The organism is Streptomyces sp. NPDC056128, assembly GCF_042263835.1.
GTDB lineage: Bacteria > Actinomycetota > Actinomycetes > Streptomycetales > Streptomycetaceae > Streptomyces.
In genome coordinates this window covers 585,304-603,037 of record NZ_JBHJVQ010000002.1, presented here as the reverse complement: position 1 = coordinate 603,037, position 17,734 = coordinate 585,304, and the positions used below count along the sequence as shown (strand labels likewise).

Sequence of the window (17,734 nt, the reverse complement as noted above, 5' to 3'; positions counted from 1 at the left end):
TCTTGTCTCTTGGGGGGTGGTTTGTTTTCTTTTCTATACACCTAATTTTTCTGGTGGTTTTTTTGTGGGGGTGGGGGTCGCGCCCGGGGCCCCGCCCCCCCCCCCCCCACGACGGTGATGACCGCCAGCAGCACCGCCACATTGATCGTCAGCACAACCCCCACCGAAGAAGAACAGCCCCAGGACGGATTGTAGCCAGCACCCGTTTGTGAGGCTGCGGAGTCCCGCGAAGATAGCTGCATATATCCGGCGGATCGGCCGGATCGGCCGTCTTGCGTTCAGCCGCTCATCCGACAGGTCGGGGCGTACGCGGTGGAGGCGGACGGGTGGCGCCACCGGCCAGCGGCATCACGGGCGACGTCCACGGCGACCTCCACCATCAGCTGCGGGAGTGACGCGGGTGACGTCCAGAACGTCGCGAGCTGCCTAACGGGCGGTGAACGTGCGGCCCGTCCACATCATCTGCGGTCGGCAGCGGTTCCTACTCCGTCGGCGCGGCGGCGAGCAGGCCGTCGATGGCGCGGAAGTCACTACAGCCGCATGCGCGACATGGCAGAGGAGCCCAACCATGCGCCCCCCTCCTCAATCCTCAGGAGGCGGTAAGCGTACGGCGAGCAGGGCGATGTCGTCGTTGGAGCCTGCGGTGAGGGCTGTGAGCAGTTCGTCGCACATGGTGTCGAGATCGTGGCCGATGAGGGCGGATGCGTGCTGGCGCAGCCGGGTCATGCTGTGGTCGAGGGATTCTCCGCGGCGTTCGATCAATCCGTCGGTGTAGAGCAGGAGGGTGCTGCCGACGGGCAGTGGTGTGCTGGCGCTGTCGCGTTCGGCATATGAGTCGGCTCCCAGCAGCATGCCGTGTGCGTCCTGAAGGTAGCTGGCGTCGCCGTCGGCGGTGACCAGCAGCGGCGGCGGGTGCCCGGCCCGCGCCCACTCCAGAAGGTAGGGACCGCCCTCTGGCCCCTTGAGCAGGGCGTACACGCAGGTGGCGGTGCGGTGGCGGTAGAGGGTGTCGACGGCGATGTCCAGGCGGCGCAGGATCATGCCGGGGGGCTCCTGGCGGTCACAGGCGATTCCGCGCAGCATGTTCCGCATCTGGCTCATGGTCACCGCCGCGTGCAGGTCGTGACCTGTGACATCGCCGATGATCAGGGCGGTGTGGCCCTGCGGGAGCACGAAACTGTCGTACCAGTCGCCGCCGATCTGCGCGCTGGAGGCGGCCGACGCGTAGCGGGCGGTGATGCTCAGCCCGTCCACGACCGGCAGGTCCGGCAGCAGGGAGCGCTGCAGTCGCTCCGCGACCGCCTGAGTCTCGGCATGGAGCCGGGCGTTGTCCACCGCCAGGCCGATGCGGTGCGTCAGGTCCTCCACCAGGGCCAGATCCGCATCATCGAACGGCGGACGATCTGCCTCGCGGGCCAAAGTCACCGCGCCCAGCACCCGACGCCGGGCCCGCAGCGGTGCCACGATCAGGCTGTCGCCGCCCAGGCGGGCGAACAAGTCCAGATTCACGCCGTGCAGAGGATCGGTAGCCTCACGTGCGGTCGGCATCTGGTCGACCGACAACAGCAGCGGACCGGCGCCACGCAGGACCTGTGACCACGGTCCCGACTCCGTCTCCGGCACCCTCGGCAGCGGCCCCGCCAGCCCCTCTGTCACCGTGTCCGGGTCACGGTGGGTGACACAAGCTCGCTGCACGAGGCCGTCGTCGTCCATCAGATCCGCGACACACCAGTCGGCCAGACCCGGCGCCAGGACGCGGCACAGCCGCCGCATCCCCTCCACCGCGTCCAACGTGCTCGACAACACCGCCGCACATTGATTCAGCAGGGTCAACCGGTCCAGCGCCGCCTGCAACGCAGCATCCACGTCATACTCATCCATACCTCCCGCCTACCCCGCCCCGGGCGTGCCACAGAAGAACGCCGAGCCAGTCCGTTCCCCGGAACCAGTGACATCCAGTGCCAGCCGCACCATCCAGCCAGATCCCTGCGGTCCGACCAAGAGCTGCGGTCTGTCGCGTTGACCTTGAGTGAGACACGCTCCAGGTCATGATCGTGCGGGGGTCATCTCCGCTCCCTTTCCCCTGTTCCCTGCGATGGTCGGCGGCAACACGCGTGAGTGGCCGGCAGGATCCCTGACCCGGGTCGGAACGGATCCCACGGGTCACACCTCCCGGCGCAGACACGTTCTCACTGGTCATCGATGCTTCCTCCGTGATCGGGAGCTACACCGAACGACCTACCCGACTTTCTGCCAGTCATCGGCTACGCCGACGACGCGATCATCGTGGGCTTCGTCCTGCGCGGGGTCGTACGCAGGGCCGGAATTAGTGCGTTGCGCGCGCACTGGCCGGGCACCGAGGACGGCTTCGCCGTCCTGCGCCGTCTCACTGGCCTCGGCCGTCAGGCCCCGGCACTTGGCTCGTCCGCGGACCGGTGAGGGGAGCCTCACCCCGGTGACCGTGTGCTGCCCGCCGCGTTACACATAGGGTGTGAGGAACGCGTCAAGAGGGCGCGCTGGTGTGCCGGGAAGTCTGGTCGGCGACAGGGGACCACTGTGTCCGTTCGCCGATCGTGCCCCGGAGGCTTCTTTCCCCATGTGTGCGGCTCCTCGTGAACGTCAGCCTTTCCTGGGTTTGCTGCCCTGGGGTGAGCGCCGGGTGGTTGCCCAGGCGCTACGGACCGAGACGGTGGGCGGGCTGGTCCTGCTGGCCGCTGCGGTCGTGGCGCTCGTCTGGGCCAACTCGCCCTGGGCGTCGGCCTACGAGACGGTGCGGGACGCGCACTTCGGGATCCCGGCGCTCGGTTTGGATCTGTCGGTGGGGCACTGGGCCTCGGACGGTCTGCTCACCGTGTTCTTCCTGGTAGCCGGGATAGAACTGAAACGGGAGCTGGTCGTGGGGGAACTGCGTACCCCCGCGACCGCCGCCCTGCCGGTCGTCGCTGCCCTGTGCGGCATGCTGGTGCCGGCCGCTCTCTACATCGCGGTGGCATCCGCCGGCGGCGGCACCTTGACCGGGTGGGCGGTCCCGATGGCCACCGACATCGCGTTCGCCCTCGCGGTCCTTGCCGTCCTGAGCACAAGTCTGCCGTCCGCGCTGCGCGCCTTCCTCCTGACCCTCGCCGTCGTCGACGACCTGGGTGCGATCGTGGTCATCGCGGTGTTTTTCACCAGCGATCTCAACCTCCTCGCCCTGGCCGGCGCCGTCGCCGGACTTGTGCTGTTCTACGCGCTCCAGCGCATGCGGATACGCGGCTGGTGGTGGTATTTGCCCCTCGGCGTGGTCGTCTGGGCCCTGATGTACAACGGTGGGGTGCACGCCACCGTGGCCGGAGTCGCGATGGGCCTGATCTTGCGCACTCGCGCGGACGACGGACGGCAGGGCCGGAAACCCGAGAAGCAATCGCCCGGCGATCACACCGCGCACCTGCTGCGGCCCTTCTCCGCAGGCGTCGCCGTGCCGCTGTTCGCTTTGTTCGCGGCCGGGGTGAGCGTGTCGGTGACATCGCTGGGAGAGGTTTTCACCCACCCGGAACCCCTCGGCGTCGTGATCGGCCTGGTGATCGGCAAGGTCGTCGGCATCTTCGCCGGCACCTACCTCGCGGCGCGTTTCACCCGCGCCCGCCTCAATCCGGATCTGGCCTGGGCCGATGTGTTCGCCCTGGCCGTGCTGGCCGGGATCGGATTCACCGTCGCGCTGCTGATCGGCGAGCTGGCCTTCCCCGATCCCGCGCAGGCGGACCAGGTCAAAGCCGCCGTGCTGATCGCCTCACTGATCGCTGCTGTGCTCGCCGCAGCCTTGATCAAGCGGCGTGACCGGATCTACCGGCGATTGTCCGAGGAAGAAAACCGCGATGACGACGGCGACGGCATCCCCGACGTCTACCAGCGCGACCAGGCCGGTACGCCATGAACGCCCCGCGCACGAGCCCGATGAAGGTCGCAGCGTGGCTGGCCATCACAGTGGCGGGCGTCATCGTTGGCAGCATCGTGGCGGCAGCGTGGCTCAAATTCCTGTGCCTGATCGTCGCGTCCGCGGCATTGCGTCTCGTCCTGCACGCGCTGTGGCCGCGAAAGTCCTCGGGCCCATTCGGACCCGCTGACGGCCGCTGAGCCGACAGCCGCCCGTGGGGACCCGGCCCCACCACTACGCCTGACACGGGCGGCGTGACGCCGCACGTTCCAACGCGCGCCAGGCGGTCCACGGTATCCTGGTACCGCATGCGGTACCCATGTGTGCCGCTCGGCGGTGGGGCTCGCCGAACCCGAACCGCGGCGATTGTGCCGCCAACAGTCCCTACCCGTGACCTACCCTGCCCGCGCGCGGTCGGGGCACCACGTGTAGGAGAGGCATGCGTTCGGACGAGACCCGATTGTCGATAGCTGCAGAGCCCACGGACCCCGACATCGACCTGGCCGATGCCGTGCAGGGCCAGGAGCTGCGGCGTTCGCACTATGGCGTACTGCTGGTGATCGCACTGGGTGGGGCGCTGGGCGCTGTCGCCCGCTTCGGCGCCGCCCAGGTGTGGCCGACCGCGGCCAACGGTTTCCCGGCCACCACCCTGGCGGTGAACACCGCCGGGTGCCTGGCGATCGGGATCTTCCTCGTCGCGGTCACCGAGATCTTCTCCGCACACCCGCTGCTGCGGCCGTTCTTCGGCACCGGGGTGCTGGGCGGCTTCACCACGTTCTCCGCCTACTGCGCGGACATCGAGCGACTCGTCACCGCCGGCCGTGCGGGGATCGCGCTCACCTATCTGGCCGCAACCGCCGTGGCTGCCCTGGCCGCGGTGACCGTGGGCGCGTTCAGCACGCGCCGGATCCTGGCGAAGTGGAGCCAATCATGAGCTGGAACACACAGCCGGCGCTGCGGCTGACCGTCCTGATCGACGACACCGACCGATGGCACCACAAGCCTTTGTGCAGCGAGATCGTCCACCGGGCCCACGCAGCAGGACTCGCCGGCGCCTCGATCTTCCACGGCGTGGAAGGCTTCGGCGGCCAGCAGATCGTCCACACCACCCGGCTGCTGTCGATGGCCGACGACCTGCCCGTGGCCGTGGTGATCGTGGATGGCCAGGAACCCATCCAGGCGTTCGTTTCGCAGCTGGAAGACATGAACATCGAGGGACTGATCACCCTCGAATCCGTCCAGGTCGTCCGCTTCTACGGCGCGCAGAGGACGGACGGTGACTGACTTTCTGCTGGTGGCGATCGGCGGCGCGGTCGGTGCCCCGCTGCGCTACCTCACCGACCGGGCCGTCCAGGCCCGCCACGACACCATCTTCCCCTGGGGCACCTTCACCGCCAACACCGTCGGCTCACTGATCCTGGGCATCCTCACCGGCGCCGCCCTGTCCGGCACCGCAGGACACACCGTGCAGCTGCTGCTGGGCACCGGACTGTGCGGCGCGCTGACCACCTATTCGACGTTCTCCTACGAGACGCTGCGCCTGGCCGAGAGCGGCGCGAAGTTCTTCGCCGCGGCCAACGTCGCCGTCTCCATCGTGGCCGGCCTCGGCGCGGTCTTCGTCGGCTTCGCCCTCGCCCAGGCCCTGTTCGCATGACCCGGACCAACACCGCGCAGACAGCAGGCGGACGGCGCGCGCCGGGCACAGGTACGTGACGGTTCCTGATCACCTTCGCCACGGTGAGCCGGCTGGCCGACTCCGTCTACGAAGGCGCCCGCTCCATTACCGGCCCCTCCTGGCCACCTCGGTGCCACCGCCGCAGTCGTCGGCGCGGTCACCGGCATTGGCGAAGCCGCCGCCCTCATCCCGCGCCTGGGATTGGGGCCAGTCGCGGACCGACCCCGCCGCTTCTGGTCCTGATGCGGCCATAGCGGTGTCACCGGCGGGGATCTGGGTCCCGGTGCCAGTGCCGGTTCCGTTGGCGCCCTCGAGCAGGCGGGGGCATCTGGGGTGAGCCTCCACCACGTGCTCCAGGGCGTTCTCAGCTCACCGGCCTGCGATCTGACGTTCGCGAAATCTGACGCTCACGGCTGCTCCGGCCCGGTCAGGGCCTGCGGCCGGGCGCCCGGAGCGAGGGAGTCCGGATTCAGTTCCTCTACCAGGCGGTACAGCAGACGGTGCAGGATGGCGTTGTCGGCCTGAGAGAAGTGCGAGGTCGCCTCGGCTGTGATGCGGCCGGCGACCGCGTCGGCATGGGCGGTGGCGGCATGTCCCTCCTCGGTGGCGAACAGGCACATGCTGCGGCGGCTCGTCGGATGCGGCTCCCGGCGCAGGAGTCCTCGTTCGATGAGCTGGATCACCGCAGCTCCCATCGACTGGGCCGTGAGGCCGGAACGGCGCGCGATGTCCGCCGAGGAGAGCCCCGGCGTGCGCACGGTGTGCAGCAGGGCGTTGTACTGCGCCAGCGTGAGGTCCAGCGCCCGCAACTCCCGCTCGAGCTTCCCTGCGATGTTCTGCGAGAGCTGCCAGGCGAGGTATCCGATGGTGGGAAACACGGTGTCCGTCACACCTCCAGTCTAGGAACGGGCACGTCGCGGCCGGCGGGAGCAGTCCGGTCCACCACGTCAGACAGCGGCCTTGCGGCGAGGGCGGTGCGAGTCGCGCCAGTACAGCGTCGCCGCGGCGGCGAGGGCCCATGCCGTGAGGACCAGGACACCGAGGAGCAGGCCGTCGTTGTCGAAGTGCGACAGACCCTGCAGGGCGCGCACCCCGACTCCTACCGGAAGGATCTCGGACAGCGGCTGCAGCCAGTTGGGGAGGTAGGCGGCGGGCAATGTGCCACCGCTTGTCGCGTTTCCGAAGGTCAGCAGGACGACGGAGGCCAGCGACATGCCGGCCTTGCCGAACAGTCGCATGAAAGCCATGGTCGTGCCGCCGACGGCCGCGGCTATCAGGGCGACGACTCCGGCGATCCCCACGAAGGGGCCGGGCAGCGCCTCGAATCCGAGGCTGCCGGTGATCAGAGCCACGATGACGCCGCCGAGCAAGCTGAACGTGCCCAGGCTCGCCATTCGCCAGCGGTACCGGAGACGCGGCGCCATCTGATAGGTCATCATGCCGAACAGGAAGCCGGCCAGGACGATGCCGAAACCGGCGTAGAAGACGGACATGCCCCGGCTGTCGCCGGCCGAGGCGGGGACGACGTCCTGCTGGGTGAGACGGTCACCGCTTGCCTGGGCGACTTCGGAGAAGGCGCTGACGACGGTGGAGGTCACGCTCGGGCCGTTGGCCCCGGCGTACAGCAGCTCGGAAGGGGCGCCGTCGCCGATCAGGTAGGCGGCGTAGACCGCGCGCTCCCGTACGGCCTGCCGAGCGGAGCCCTCATCGGCGTAGCCCTTCACTTCGAACCCGCCGGGCAGCCCGCGCTCCAGGCCGCCGGTGACCCGTTCGACCTGCCCGCCGGTGCCGGCGACCGCGACCGGCAGGCCATGGGGCTGGGGGGCGTGGAACGCGGCCAGGAAGACGCTGACGAAGAGGGAGCCGATGATCAGCACGATCGCGACCGGCAGCAGGACACCTCTCAGTCCGGTGGCGCCTTGCTGCGCGGGCGCCCCGTCCATCACATGCTGCGGGGACGTGGGGTGCGGCTCGGTGTGGATAGTGCGTTCGGGCATGGAAGGGGAGCCTCTGTTCTCTCACTGTAAGGTGCCTTCCAATACTAGCTGAAACTGTAAGGTGCCTTATTGAAACCGGGAGACAGAGGACGGCGACCCGGTTGGCCGTCAGGAGAAGACGCGCCGGGTCGTGGTCCTGATGTGGGAAGACGTCGACGCCGACGCTGACACTGGGGTCCCCGGCGCAGCTGAAGTGGGACAGCTACAGGGCGAGCCGTGTCGGCCGCGCACAGGTTGGCGCTCGCACGAGGTCACCCGCACCAACCGGAATGCGGTCCGAGCCAACATTTCCGGATTCGCGGTCTTCACTCTCGCCTCGATCCTGCTGTCCGTCGACCCCTTCGGCGGAGGCCACGCGGCGATGTGGCTGATCGCCTGGCGACTGGGGCAAGCCGTCGACGGAGCGATGCTCACGGCGAACTCGGCCGCCATTCTGACCGACGCCTCCCCAGAAAACACAGCGCGGGCGTCGAGTCGACAGCACGCTCGGCTTCCGACTACGGTCGCCACATCGTTGTGGTCACAGAGGCCATGAGTGACGCCGACGCGGACGCACACCGCCACAGCATCGAACGTGTTTTCCCCAAGCTCGGCGAATCACCCCGCTGCAGCCGACCTGTTCCGCCGGAACGGCCCGCCAGCTCAGGCCCTTGCACAAGACGTAGACGATGCCGCGCGACGCAGCCCGGTCATCCGGGCCGCAACCGCCCGGGATGCCGATGCCGCCTCGGCGGACGATCCGGCAACAACGGGGCCACACGTTCCCACAGGTCATCCGGCACAAGATCAGCAGACACCCGACAGATTACGTCGGCACAACACGCAACTTTCAAGACTCACGATGCAGTTCGCTCTGAAACGATCAGTAAGTAACGGTCGACGTACGGGGCGCCGACGGCGAGGACCAGACACTGGAGTCGCCCGAGCAGTTGCTTCCCGCGCTGCGGCCGTTACGGACATGCCGGGACGGGAACAGCCACAGGCATGGGAATGTACACAAAGTCGATCACCGTAGAGGTCCCGCCAGAGCGGCTGTTTCGCTACCTGGCCGACGTGAAGAACCTGCCCGCGTACCTGCCGCGCCTGACCGCCGCCCACCCGCAGGGCGGTGACCGCGTCACCGTCAGCGCCCACATCGACCCACCCGACGGGCCGGAACAGGACGTCACCAGCGACGCCTTCATCCGCGTCACCGAAGAAGGCAAGAGCCTGGAATGGAGCTCCCCCGGGCCCAACGACTACCACGGCCGCCTCCACATCACCGCCGGCGACGCCGAATCCTCCGAGCTCACGGTCGAACTGCACACTGAACGAACCGAGGGCAAGCCCGTCGAGGACGGCCTCACAGAGGCCCTGCGCGGCATCAGGAACGCCGTCGAGCAGGCCGAGCACTAGCCACGGCCCCGCCGCACGGCAGCGCCGCCCCGGCAGACGTGGCGAGACCCACCCGTCCGGACGCGCCCGATGGCGAGGTGGCTGTCGTGGCGGTGGAGTGGACGGTGCATCTCTGGCCCACTCCCCCGCCACGAAAGCGAGCACCACGGTGATCGTCAAGAAGCTCCATGAATGCGGCCTCCGATCCGAGCACGCCTATGCGGCCGGCTTCGCCTCCATCGCCCTGACCGTCGTCTCCTGGAACGCCTCGATGCGCGTGGAACACAAGGGTGAGGAGCGAGCCGACCGCTGGGGCATCTTCGTCGGCGAATGGGCCCCCACCTTCTTCACCCTGGGCCTGGCCCTGGCCAACTACGAGAAATAGCAGCTTCCTTCCGCCCGCTGGCGCCACCAGCGACGGCCACAGGCGGTCGTGGAGGCGGCTGGGGCCAACGGGAAGAGAAATGCAGGCATGAACGGAGCGTCGCCAGGAACTCCGGAAGGGCTGGTGCAGTACCCAGCGCTGATCGCCAAGGAAGCGAGGCCCCTGTCGTGCCGCAGGTAGAAGAGTCCATCGAGGTCAATGTCGACGTCCGTACCGCCTACAACCAGTGGACCCAGTTCGAGGACTTCCCCGAGTTCATGGACGGTGTCGAGTCGATCGAGCAGCGCAGTGACCGGCTGACCCACTGGAAGACGAAGATCGGCGGCATCAGCCGGGAGTTCGACGCGGAGATCACCGAGCAGGTCCCCGACGAACGCGTCGCCTGGACCACCGTCGAGGGCGAGGCCAAGCAGGCCGGCGTCGTCACCTTCCACACCATCGGCCCCACCATGACCAAGGTCGTACTGCAGATGGAGTACGCCCCTGAAGGCATCGCCGAGACCCTCGGCGACAAACTCGGCTTCGTCCAGCGCCAGATCACCGGCGATCTGGGACGGTTCAAGGCCTTCATCGAGCAGCGCGGAGGCATCGAGACCGGTGCCTGGCGCGGCCAGGTCTGAACCGGAGAGCAGCCAGGTGGTCGCCACCCCCGTGCCGGCGGCAGAGCGAACGCCGGGTCCATGCTCAGGCGGCGCGGCTGCTCGCGTGCCGCCGGCCGCGGAAGGCCACTCGGTGGTCCGCCCCACGCCGCACACCGCCTCATCGACCACCGACCGGGCCAGCGACGAGAGGTGGGCCCGGCGGCTGCAGGCAGACGATCTCCAGGGCCTGGCCGAGGCCTACCGCACGTATGCGCCGGTCATCCATCGCTACGCCCTGAACCGGCTGCGCGATCCCGAGGACGCCGCCGACGCCGTCCAGGCCACCTTCGTGTCCGCCTGGCGCGGCCGGGCCACCTACCGGCCCGAGCACGGGTCTTTCGCGGCGTGGCTGCACGGCATCGCCCGCCACCGCATCCATGACCTCTACCACCAGCGTCAACGTCAGCAGAGAGCTGTTGACGCCCTGGTGCAGCAGCCGAGCGCCTGGTGGAACACGGCCGACAGTCCGCTGGACAGGATCTTCGTCGACCAAGTTCTCGGCATGCTTCCGCCGACGCAACGGCGCATGGTCAGCCTGGCCTTTCTGCATGACCTGACCCACCAGCAGATCGCCGCATGCACCGGGACTCCCCTGGGCACCGTCAAGAGCCACATCCGACGCGGACTGACCATCCTGCGCACCCGCGTCTCCGACAGCGCACCGCCAGCACCAGCGGACATCACGGCATCCGGCGCGCCGGAGATCGGCAGTCGCCGATGACCGTGCTCTGATGGAACAAGCGTTGCCAGCCGACGGTTGTGCGGCGCCACAGCGAACTGCGCCAGGCGCTTCCGCTCGTGTCACGAGAGCAGTAGGTCACCTGCACCAGGCCCGGCGCAAGAAGCGTTGCCCCCATGTCCGCCACGCTCACTGAGCCGTCGGGCACACGGGCGGCGCGGTGCGCGGCCAAGGCCGCCGGCCGGTCCCGGCGCAGGCCAGACGTGTCGAACTCGAAGTAGTTGACATCGAGCAGCTCGCCCACCAAGCGGGCCGACGCCCGCACCGGCACACCGAGCAGCCGCAGTTCCAACTCAACCGCGGTATGGAGCGCCTGCTCGTCCACGTCGTACACATCGTCAGCCTAGCCAGCACCAGGCCTCCGGGAGAGGCCACTTCAAGACGCCCGCAATATCTGCTTCCATCCCGGTCAGAGAGGTTCTCCACCCGCTGACGCTTCCTACTCTCGCCGCTCCGGCTCCCGCGGCCGCTCAGTACGAGAGGCGGGCAGACGCAGCCGCCTTCCCCCGCCGGGGCGGCCCACGGCCTTCGACCACGGCGCTGCTGTCCCGGCAGGGGGCCATCGCCTGCTCTGAGCGCGAAGAGCGGACCAAGCCTTGCGCCCACCAGATCAGGCGTCGGAGGGCAACCGTTCCAGACGTCATCCCCGCCCTCGCTCCCCGAGGTCGTTCCCCGGCCGGCCATGTATGGCCCGGCCGGGAGGTGGTCGGCTGCCCGGCCGGGCACGGCACGACCGCCCGAGGCTGGGGGCAACACGAGCCGCTCCTGCAACGCTAGACCCCCACCCCCCTGCCCTGCCCTGCCGCCCGGAATACGCCGAACCAGCAGCAACGCAGTACTCGGCGAAGGTGTTGGCCGTGCTCACGAAAGACGCGTGGCAGCGCAGCGGACGTGAACACCGCCCCCTTCCTCCAGCACCGGCTACAGGGCGGAGCAAGGGCTGCCCCTCTGGCCTCGGTTGCCCTACGCGGGCAGTTCCCGGCGGGCGATGAGCCCGTACGAGCGCGCCACGACGCGGGCTTACTGTCACCAGCCCACGAGGCCGACGGCCGACCGAAGGAGGTGCGCAGGCCGCCCGGGCATGGTCCGGTAGTTCCTCAGCGCCAACCGAACGTGTGGGCCTCCCTGTCGGCACGCGGTCTGCCCCCGTCCGGAGGAACGCCAGGGCGGCTCCCGTTGTACAGCGGGGGATCGGGGAACACAGGGTTCATGCGCGCACTCGTGATCAACTGCACTCTCAAGCCGTCCCCGGAGCCTTCGAACACCGAGGCGCTCGCCGGCACCGTCATCGCCGCCCTGAAAGGGCACGGGGTGCAGGTGGACGTCGTCCGGGCCGTCGACCTGAACCTCAAGCCCGGCGTCGAGACCGACATGGGTGAGGGTGACGACTGGCCCGGCGTGCACGAGAAGGTGCTGGCCTCGCAGATTCTGGTCATGGCCTCGCCGACCTGGCTGGGGCGCCCCTCCTCCGTCGCCCAGCGTGTCCTGGAACGCCTGAACGCCATGATGAGCAAGACCGACGATGAGGACCGGCCCGTCGCCTACAACCGCGCCGCCGGTGTCCTGGTCACCGGCAACGAGGACGGTGCCCACCACGTCATCAGCGAGATCAACGGCGCACTCGGCGACATCGGCTACACCATCCCCGGCCAGGCCTGGACCTACTGGCACCTCGGACCCGGACCCGGCCCCGACTACCTCGACGACGACCGCGGCCACGACTGGGCCGCCTCCACCGGCCGGGCCATGGCCTCGAACCTCGTCCACGCAGCCCGCGCCCTGGGCGCGATGCCCCTGCCCGCCCCGCCCTCCTGACCACCACGCCTGCTGCCCTGAAGGCGCCCGGCCCAAGGCCCCAACGGGCCCTGGGCACGCGTCACCGATCCGGAAGGAACCTCGTGGACAAGGACGCTTTGATCGAAGCCGCCGTACGCAAGACAGCGGAGCCCGGCGCGGGGGTGGCGCCGGAGGACGTGGAGCGGGTCATCGACGCGCTCTTCGGCACGGTGGAACAGCCCGGGGTGATCGCCGAGGGCCTCAAGAGGGGTGAGACCGTCACCGTGATCGGATTCGGTGCCTTCCAGCTCGACGACGACTCCCAGGCCGCCCTGCGGCCGGGCCAGGCGCTGAACGAGTACGTCAACGGCACGGTCAGCTGAGCCGGGCCAGGCCGTATGGGGGGCGGCCTGGCCCGGTGATGATCAGGGCTGGTTGCGGGCCTGGTCCCGGGCCTGGCCCGCTGCGCGACTCTCCGTGGTGGCGCCGCGGGTGCTGAGCGTGCCGCCGGCGGTCTCCAGGTGGGCGCGCACGAACCACTGGAACAGCTCCAGGCTGCGCAACTGCTCGATGAACATGTCCTGGGTGACCGGGTCCAGCGTCTCGGTGGCCCGCATGACCTCCCGGTGATCCTCGATGACGGACGTGTAGACGAGATCGAGGGCGCCGAGGTGCTCGATGGCCTCGGCGCGGCCGATCGAGTAGTCGCTCCAGGTACGCGCGTCCACCAGGGCACCGGGCGTCCCGTTGGGCTGGCCACCGAGGGTGGAGATCCGCTCGGCGACATCGTCGGTCATGGACCGCACCTTGTCGACCTGCGGGTCAAGCATCTCGTGGACCGCGATGAAGTGCGGGCCGACGACGTTCCAGTGGATGTGCTTCAACGTCAGGTGGAGATCGTTGAGCGAGTGCAGACGCGTCTGCAGCATCCCTACGATCTCGCTGCTGTCCTGTGTGCTCATTCCCGGCACGGTGTATGAGAGGTCGGAACCCTGTGACGGCACTGCTGCTCCTTCAGATCGTCCGATGCGGTGATGAACACAAGAACAGGCTCGGAGTGATTCGTCGCCTCTCCGCGCCCGGCACCCGGCGAGCGTCACCGCAGCGGAGCACGCCGGCTCGCTCTCCCGCCCCACGTGTGACGGAGCAGCCGGCACCGACCCGGCCCCGAACGCGCTGTCCGGCTCCAGCACGCCCCTCGCTCCCAAGGGCGATCCCCGGAGGGGGCCTGAGGGAAAACGCCGGGGGACGCCGGTGATCGTGGGTACTCGTCGCCGCGCCCAGTGTGGTCACCGGGCCGTACGCCAGGAACAAGGGGGCAGGCCCGTGACCGAACAGCAGCACCCCGGCGAGCAGCACCCGACCCCGGAGTTTCCCTCCCAGGACAAGCCGCACCCCGGTTGGACGGGGCCGATGGACCCGCCCCCGGACCACGGCGAGGAGTCCTACCGGGGCAGCGGCCGGCTGGAGGGCCGCAAGGCCGTGATCACCGGCGGCGACTCCGGCATCGGCCGCGCGGTCGCCCTGGCGTTCGCCCGGGAGGGAGCCGACGTCCTCTTCACCCATCTGGCCGACGAGAAGGACGACGCCGCCGAGACGGTGCGGCTGATCGAGGAGGCCGGTCGGCGTGCCGTGGCCGTCGCGTGCGACGTACGGGAGGAGGAGAACTGCCGTGCGCTGATCGACCGCGCCGTCTCCGAGTTCGGCCGGATCGACGTCCTCGTGAACAACGCGGCGTACCAGATGTCCCAGCCAGACGGCATCGAGGCGATCTCCACCGAGCAGTTCGACCGGATACTGCGCACCAACCTGTACGGCATGTTCTGGCTGTGCAAGATGGCCCTGCCGCACCTCCCGGAGGGTGGCAGCGTCATCAACTCCGCGTCGGTGCAGGCGTACAAACCCAGTCCGCATCTGCTGGACTACGCGACGACCAAGGGCGCCATCGTCACCTTCACCCAGGGTCTGGCGCAGATGCTGATCGGGAAGGGCATCCGCGTCAACGCGGTGGCGCCGGGCCCGGTGTGGACGCCGCTGATCCCGGCGACCCTGCCGGACACGCGGACGTTTCGGTGAGCAGGCCCCCATCGGACGTCCCGCGCAGCCCGCCGAGATGGCCCCGGCGTACGTCTTCCTCGCCTCCCAGGAGGCTTCCTACATCACAGCCGAGATCGTCAACGCGACAGGCGGAACGCCGTTGCCGTAACGCGCGGGTCCTGCTCCCCTTTCGTCGAGCTGGTCGAGGACACGATGCGCGTTCCTGCTCCCGGCCAGCCCAGGCCCCCACCCTCGACGGACTGCTGCATTTCTGCTTACACGACCCGGCGCTGAACAGGGCGGCGGACAGGGCACGAGGTAGGCGCGCCGACGATCGCGGGTCTCCTCGGCCGGCGTCGGGCGGACGCAGTTCGCTGCGGACAGTGAGCATGGCTGTGATCGCGCCGACCGCCAGTGTCGGTCAGCCATCAGCGACAGCGACAGCGGCCATGGCGAGTACAGGCGACAGGTGGGTACGCGCGGGAGCCGCGCCGGTGGTCACGGGCGCCGCCGCATAGCGACGGGCCCATGACGAATGGCGTCGCCGAGCCCGCCGAAAACCGTGCGCCGGCGCAGCAAGGGTGTCCGGCCAGACGCGGCGGTGCGCATTCCGTCGATCAGTTCGGCGAGTACCTGGGGGCCCTGTCTGGTCGGGGCCCAGTCGAGTTCCGTGCGGGCACGGGTCGTGTCCAGGGTCGGGAGTGCGAAGCCCATGTCGAGCCAGCCGGTGTCGACTGGTTGGAGGTGTGCGTGCCAGGTGGCCGACATGGCGGCGCGGACGACGGCGAACGGCACGTGTGCGAGCTTGGCACCGAGTACGTCCGCGAGAACCGCGGCGGTGACGGGAACGTCGGCCGCGAGATTGAACGGACCTCCGGCACGCCGGTGCAGCACCCGAACGATGGCCGCGGCGACATCGTCGGTGTGGACCATGGGAATGGTCAGCCTTCGGTCCATCGGCAGAATGGGCAGCCAGCCGAGTGCGCGGGAGGGCACGAGGGCGGGCAGTCCGTAGCGCAAGAGAGCGCTGCCTGCGGCACGCTGCCCGACGATCCCGGGACGCAGACGGGTGACGAGGGTGCCGGCACTGGAGGCGTCGTGCTGGTCGAGCAGGCGTTCGGCCGCCGCCTTGTGCCGGCTGTAGCGCGAGCTGCGCACGCCCTGGGTGGGCCAGGACTCGTCGACTGGACGGTCGTCGTCCTTGGGCGAGTAGGCGCCGACTGAGGACATGTGGACCAGGTGCGGGACACCGGCTGCAGCGACCGCTCGCAGGACGCGGCGGGTCCCGCCCACGCCGAGGTCGGCAAGGTAGGCGAGATCGTGTGAAGGCTGAAAGCCCCACGCCAGGTGGACGACTGCATCCGCCCCGGTACATGCCTCGCGGAGCTCTTCATGGCAGGCATCGGTACTCAGGTCCACTGAACGCCAGTCAGCATGTGACGTTTCATGACCCTCAGGCAGTCGCCGGGCCAGGCCCACGACGTCGTGTGCTCCCTCGGCCTGCAAATGTCGCACGACGACGGAGCCGATATTTCCGGTCGCCCCGGTTACCACGATGCGCATGCGAGATCAGGTGCCCCACCCCTGCTTCGTTCACACAGAGCACTCCGGCATACGGCGGACGATGGCACCACCGGCTCTGCTCTGCGCGCCGTACCCCCTTGGGCCAGCCAAGCGACGGGCAGAAACGCAGCGCCCCGAGCCAGTCGAACAACCGGTACGGTCCGTACCTGATCGGCCCGCAGCCCCGCTGGACATGTATCCCGGGCGTAGCCTGGAAGCATGGCGGAACCGCGCGTACCTCCTGAGGAAACCCCCCCCGTCGAAGGCTCCACCGCCGAGGCCCACGAAGAGCGCCCCGACGGCGGCATCTGGGAGCACCCCCGCATCTGGACGTGGATCATCCTCATCGGCGCCGTGATCTTCGCGGCATTCTTCGTCGCCCGCGCCATTTCCCTGATGTAACCGCTCCACAGAGCCATCGCAGGGGCAGCGGCCCACCACCGGCCGGGCCAGCGTGTGCCCAGATCGCACCCGGGCACCCGGGAAGCCGCGCAACGCCGAGGGGCTGGCCGAGGGACGGGAGCACAGTGTCAAACAGTCACCACGAAGCCAGCAGACGACCCCGCGTGGGCCTGCCGATGCTGCTGGGCCTGCTGGGAGCTTGCTACGCCGTCGCCGCCATCGGTGCCGTGGCCTCGGCCGACGCCGGCAGCACCTACCAATCCCTCGACCGCCCCGCCTGGGCCCCGCCCGCATCGCTCTTCGGCCCCGTATGGACCATTCTGTACGCAACCATTGCCGTTGCCGCCTGGCTGTTCCTGCGCCAGTCGTCGGCGCGGGCCCGACCGGCGATGACCTGGTGGGGGTTGCAACTGGTGTTCAATCTGGCCTGGACGCCACTGTTCTTCGCCGCTGGCCAGTACGGATTTGCCTTCGCCGACATCTGCCTGCTGCTGGTGGCACTGGCCTCAACACTCATCACCTTCGGCCGGCAACGTCGCTCCGCCGCGCTTCTGCTGCTGCCCTACGCGGCCTGGGTCTCCTACGCCGCCGCGCTCAACCTGAATCTCTGGCTGAACAACGCATAGCCAGGCCCTCTCCCTGCTTGGACGGCGACTGTCGTGACTGGCCAGTGTCGCCACCGGCCTCGTGGGAACACGAGGTCCTCTGGATTGCCTGAGCGAGGAGGACGTCGTGGGCGGCACCGCGGTGCGGATCTTGGGTGCGGCGACCGCCGCGTACAGCGCGGCCATCATCATCCGGCCCGTCTGGCTGGCCAGGCCCTGCGGCCTCATCAGCGCCGACGGGGCCGTGCCGGCGTCGACCGGGCTGCTGATCAGAGCCATCGGAGCCCGGGACGTCGCGATCGGCATCGCCATGCTCACCGCCGGCGATCCGCCAGCGCGGCGCACCGCGACCGCGTGCCGGGTAGCGGCCGACTGGTCGGACGCCGCCCTCTTCGGCACCCTGCTCCCGGACACCGAGCGACGCCTCAAGGTCGCCGGCTTCGCCGCCGCGTGGGGCGCACTGTGCGCAGTAGCCGCCGGGGATACCTTCCGCTAGAGCGTGTCCCCGCCTCGGCGACACTTGCCCGAAGAACTCGGGCCCTTTAGACCGCGCACAAACAGTGCCCCGGTGTGGCGTGGATGACACATAGGAATGGGTCCTCGCGGTTGCGGATACCGACTTCTACG

General features: G+C 69.1%; 20 protein-coding genes and 3 pseudogenes. 16 read left to right on the top strand and 7 right to left on the bottom strand.

Annotated elements, in window-relative coordinates; all coding sequences use genetic code 11:
- Positions 1–582: 582 nt before the first annotated feature.
- The gene (locus ACFC1X_RS06680; RefSeq protein ID WP_376349353.1) at positions 583–1,866 is read right to left on the bottom strand and encodes a PP2C family protein-serine/threonine phosphatase; all 1,284 of its coding nucleotides are present in this window, start codon (positions 1,864–1,866) and stop codon (positions 583–585) included.
- Between the two features lie 372 nt (positions 1,867–2,238).
- Between ACFC1X_RS06680 and ACFC1X_RS06675 the strand changes: the two are divergent.
- The 6 genes and pseudogenes from ACFC1X_RS06675 to crcB all read left to right on the top strand — a co-directional run.
- Positions 2,239–2,439: pseudogene (locus ACFC1X_RS06675) on the top strand (YkvA family protein); the annotation flags it as partial.
- A 157-nt stretch (positions 2,440–2,596) separates the two neighbouring features.
- Positions 2,597–3,913 carry a Na+/H+ antiporter NhaA gene (nhaA, locus tag ACFC1X_RS06670; protein WP_376349351.1) on the top strand — a complete coding sequence of 439 codons (1,317 nt, stop codon included), beginning with the start codon at positions 2,597–2,599 and terminating at the stop codon, positions 3,911–3,913.
- Positions 3,910–4,113 carry a hypothetical protein gene (locus tag ACFC1X_RS06665; protein ID WP_376349350.1) on the top strand — a complete coding sequence of 68 codons (204 nt, stop codon included), beginning with the start codon at positions 3,910–3,912 and terminating at the stop codon, positions 4,111–4,113. Before nhaA ends, ACFC1X_RS06665 begins: the two co-directional genes overlap by 4 nt.
- Positions 4,114–4,352: 239 nt before the next feature.
- Positions 4,353–4,847 (top strand): fluoride efflux transporter FluC, encoded by a 495-nt coding sequence (locus ACFC1X_RS06660; protein WP_376349349.1) that lies wholly within the window; start codon positions 4,353–4,355, stop codon positions 4,845–4,847.
- On the top strand, positions 4,844–5,197 hold the full coding sequence (locus tag ACFC1X_RS06655; RefSeq protein ID WP_376349348.1) for a DUF190 domain-containing protein: 354 nt from the start codon (positions 4,844–4,846) through the stop codon (positions 5,195–5,197). Before ACFC1X_RS06660 ends, ACFC1X_RS06655 begins: the two co-directional genes overlap by 4 nt.
- Positions 5,190–5,567 (top strand): fluoride efflux transporter CrcB, encoded by a 378-nt coding sequence (crcB, locus tag ACFC1X_RS06650; RefSeq protein ID WP_376349346.1) that lies wholly within the window; start codon positions 5,190–5,192, stop codon positions 5,565–5,567. The genes ACFC1X_RS06655 and crcB overlap by 8 nt, the downstream gene beginning before the upstream one ends.
- Positions 5,568–5,995: 428 nt before the next feature.
- Here crcB and ACFC1X_RS06645 read toward each other — a convergent pair whose 3' ends face one another.
- The 3 genes and pseudogenes from ACFC1X_RS06645 to ACFC1X_RS06635 all read right to left on the bottom strand — a co-directional run.
- Entirely contained in the window at positions 5,996–6,478 is a 483-nt protein-coding gene (locus tag ACFC1X_RS06645; RefSeq protein ID WP_376349344.1) for a MarR family winged helix-turn-helix transcriptional regulator, read from the bottom strand.
- 57 nt (positions 6,479–6,535) lie between these two features.
- Entirely contained in the window at positions 6,536–7,585 is a 1,050-nt protein-coding gene (locus ACFC1X_RS06640; RefSeq protein ID WP_376349342.1) for an ABC transporter permease, read from the bottom strand.
- Between the two features lie 583 nt (positions 7,586–8,168).
- Positions 8,169–8,418 (bottom strand): annotated as a pseudogene (locus tag ACFC1X_RS06635) (transposase); the annotation flags it as partial.
- Between the two features lie 151 nt (positions 8,419–8,569).
- On the opposite strand from ACFC1X_RS06635, the gene ACFC1X_RS06630 reads away from it, so the two are divergent.
- The 4 genes from ACFC1X_RS06630 (at position 8,570) to ACFC1X_RS06615 (ending at position 10,706) form a co-directional block, all read left to right on the top strand.
- Positions 8,570–8,980, top strand: a complete 411-nt coding sequence (locus ACFC1X_RS06630; protein ID WP_376349340.1) for an SRPBCC family protein — start codon at positions 8,570–8,572, stop codon at positions 8,978–8,980.
- Positions 8,981–9,128: 148 nt separating this feature from the next.
- Positions 9,129–9,344, top strand: a complete 216-nt coding sequence (locus tag ACFC1X_RS06625; RefSeq protein ID WP_376349789.1) for a hypothetical protein — start codon at positions 9,129–9,131, stop codon at positions 9,342–9,344.
- Between the two features lie 167 nt (positions 9,345–9,511).
- Positions 9,512–9,964, top strand: a complete 453-nt coding sequence (locus tag ACFC1X_RS06620; protein WP_376349339.1) for an SRPBCC family protein — start codon at positions 9,512–9,514, stop codon at positions 9,962–9,964.
- A 112-nt stretch (positions 9,965–10,076) separates the two neighbouring features.
- Entirely contained in the window at positions 10,077–10,706 is a 630-nt protein-coding gene (locus ACFC1X_RS06615; protein ID WP_376349337.1) for an RNA polymerase sigma factor, read from the top strand.
- Here ACFC1X_RS06615 and ACFC1X_RS06610 read toward each other — a convergent pair.
- A complete protein-coding gene (locus ACFC1X_RS06610; protein ID WP_376349335.1) occupies positions 10,666–11,058 on the bottom strand; it encodes a DUF4440 domain-containing protein in 393 nt (130 codons plus the stop codon). The genes ACFC1X_RS06615 and ACFC1X_RS06610 overlap by 41 nt on opposite strands.
- Positions 11,059–11,933: 875 nt before the next feature.
- On the opposite strand from ACFC1X_RS06610, the gene ACFC1X_RS06605 reads away from it, so the two are divergent.
- Together ACFC1X_RS06605 and ACFC1X_RS06600 are read left to right on the top strand one after the other, a co-directional pair.
- Entirely contained in the window at positions 11,934–12,539 is a 606-nt protein-coding gene (locus tag ACFC1X_RS06605) for a flavodoxin family protein (RefSeq protein WP_376349333.1), read from the top strand.
- Positions 12,540–12,622: 83 nt separating this feature from the next.
- Positions 12,623–12,883 carry an HU family DNA-binding protein gene (locus tag ACFC1X_RS06600; RefSeq protein WP_376349331.1) on the top strand — a complete coding sequence of 87 codons (261 nt, stop codon included), beginning with the start codon at positions 12,623–12,625 and terminating at the stop codon, positions 12,881–12,883.
- A 42-nt stretch (positions 12,884–12,925) separates the two neighbouring features.
- Here the strand turns inward: ACFC1X_RS06600 and ACFC1X_RS06595 are convergent, their stop codons facing one another.
- Positions 12,926–13,504 (bottom strand): Dps family protein, encoded by a 579-nt coding sequence (locus ACFC1X_RS06595; protein ID WP_376349329.1) that lies wholly within the window; start codon positions 13,502–13,504, stop codon positions 12,926–12,928.
- A 322-nt stretch (positions 13,505–13,826) separates the two neighbouring features.
- On the opposite strand from ACFC1X_RS06595, the pseudogene ACFC1X_RS06590 reads away from it, so the two are divergent.
- A pseudogene (locus ACFC1X_RS06590) lies at positions 13,827–14,706 on the top strand (SDR family oxidoreductase).
- A 329-nt stretch (positions 14,707–15,035) separates the two neighbouring features.
- Here ACFC1X_RS06590 and ACFC1X_RS06585 read toward each other — a convergent pair.
- On the bottom strand, positions 15,036–16,100 hold the full coding sequence (locus ACFC1X_RS06585; protein ID WP_376349327.1) for an NAD-dependent epimerase/dehydratase family protein: 1,065 nt from the start codon (positions 16,098–16,100) through the stop codon (positions 15,036–15,038).
- A 219-nt stretch (positions 16,101–16,319) separates the two neighbouring features.
- On the opposite strand from ACFC1X_RS06585, the gene ACFC1X_RS06580 reads away from it, so the two are divergent.
- The 3 genes from ACFC1X_RS06580 (at position 16,320) to ACFC1X_RS06570 (ending at position 17,603) form a co-directional block, all read left to right on the top strand.
- Complete coding sequence (locus tag ACFC1X_RS06580) at positions 16,320–16,502, top strand: DUF6480 family protein (protein ID WP_376349325.1); 183 nt, start codon at positions 16,320–16,322, stop codon at positions 16,500–16,502.
- A gap of 164 nt (positions 16,503–16,666) precedes the next feature.
- Positions 16,667–17,128 (top strand): TspO/MBR family protein, encoded by a 462-nt coding sequence (locus tag ACFC1X_RS06575; RefSeq protein WP_376349324.1) that lies wholly within the window; start codon positions 16,667–16,669, stop codon positions 17,126–17,128.
- 106 nt (positions 17,129–17,234) lie between these two features.
- Positions 17,235–17,603 carry a hypothetical protein gene (locus ACFC1X_RS06570; RefSeq protein WP_376349322.1) on the top strand — a complete coding sequence of 123 codons (369 nt, stop codon included), beginning with the start codon at positions 17,235–17,237 and terminating at the stop codon, positions 17,601–17,603.
- Positions 17,604–17,734: the final 131 nt, after the last annotated feature.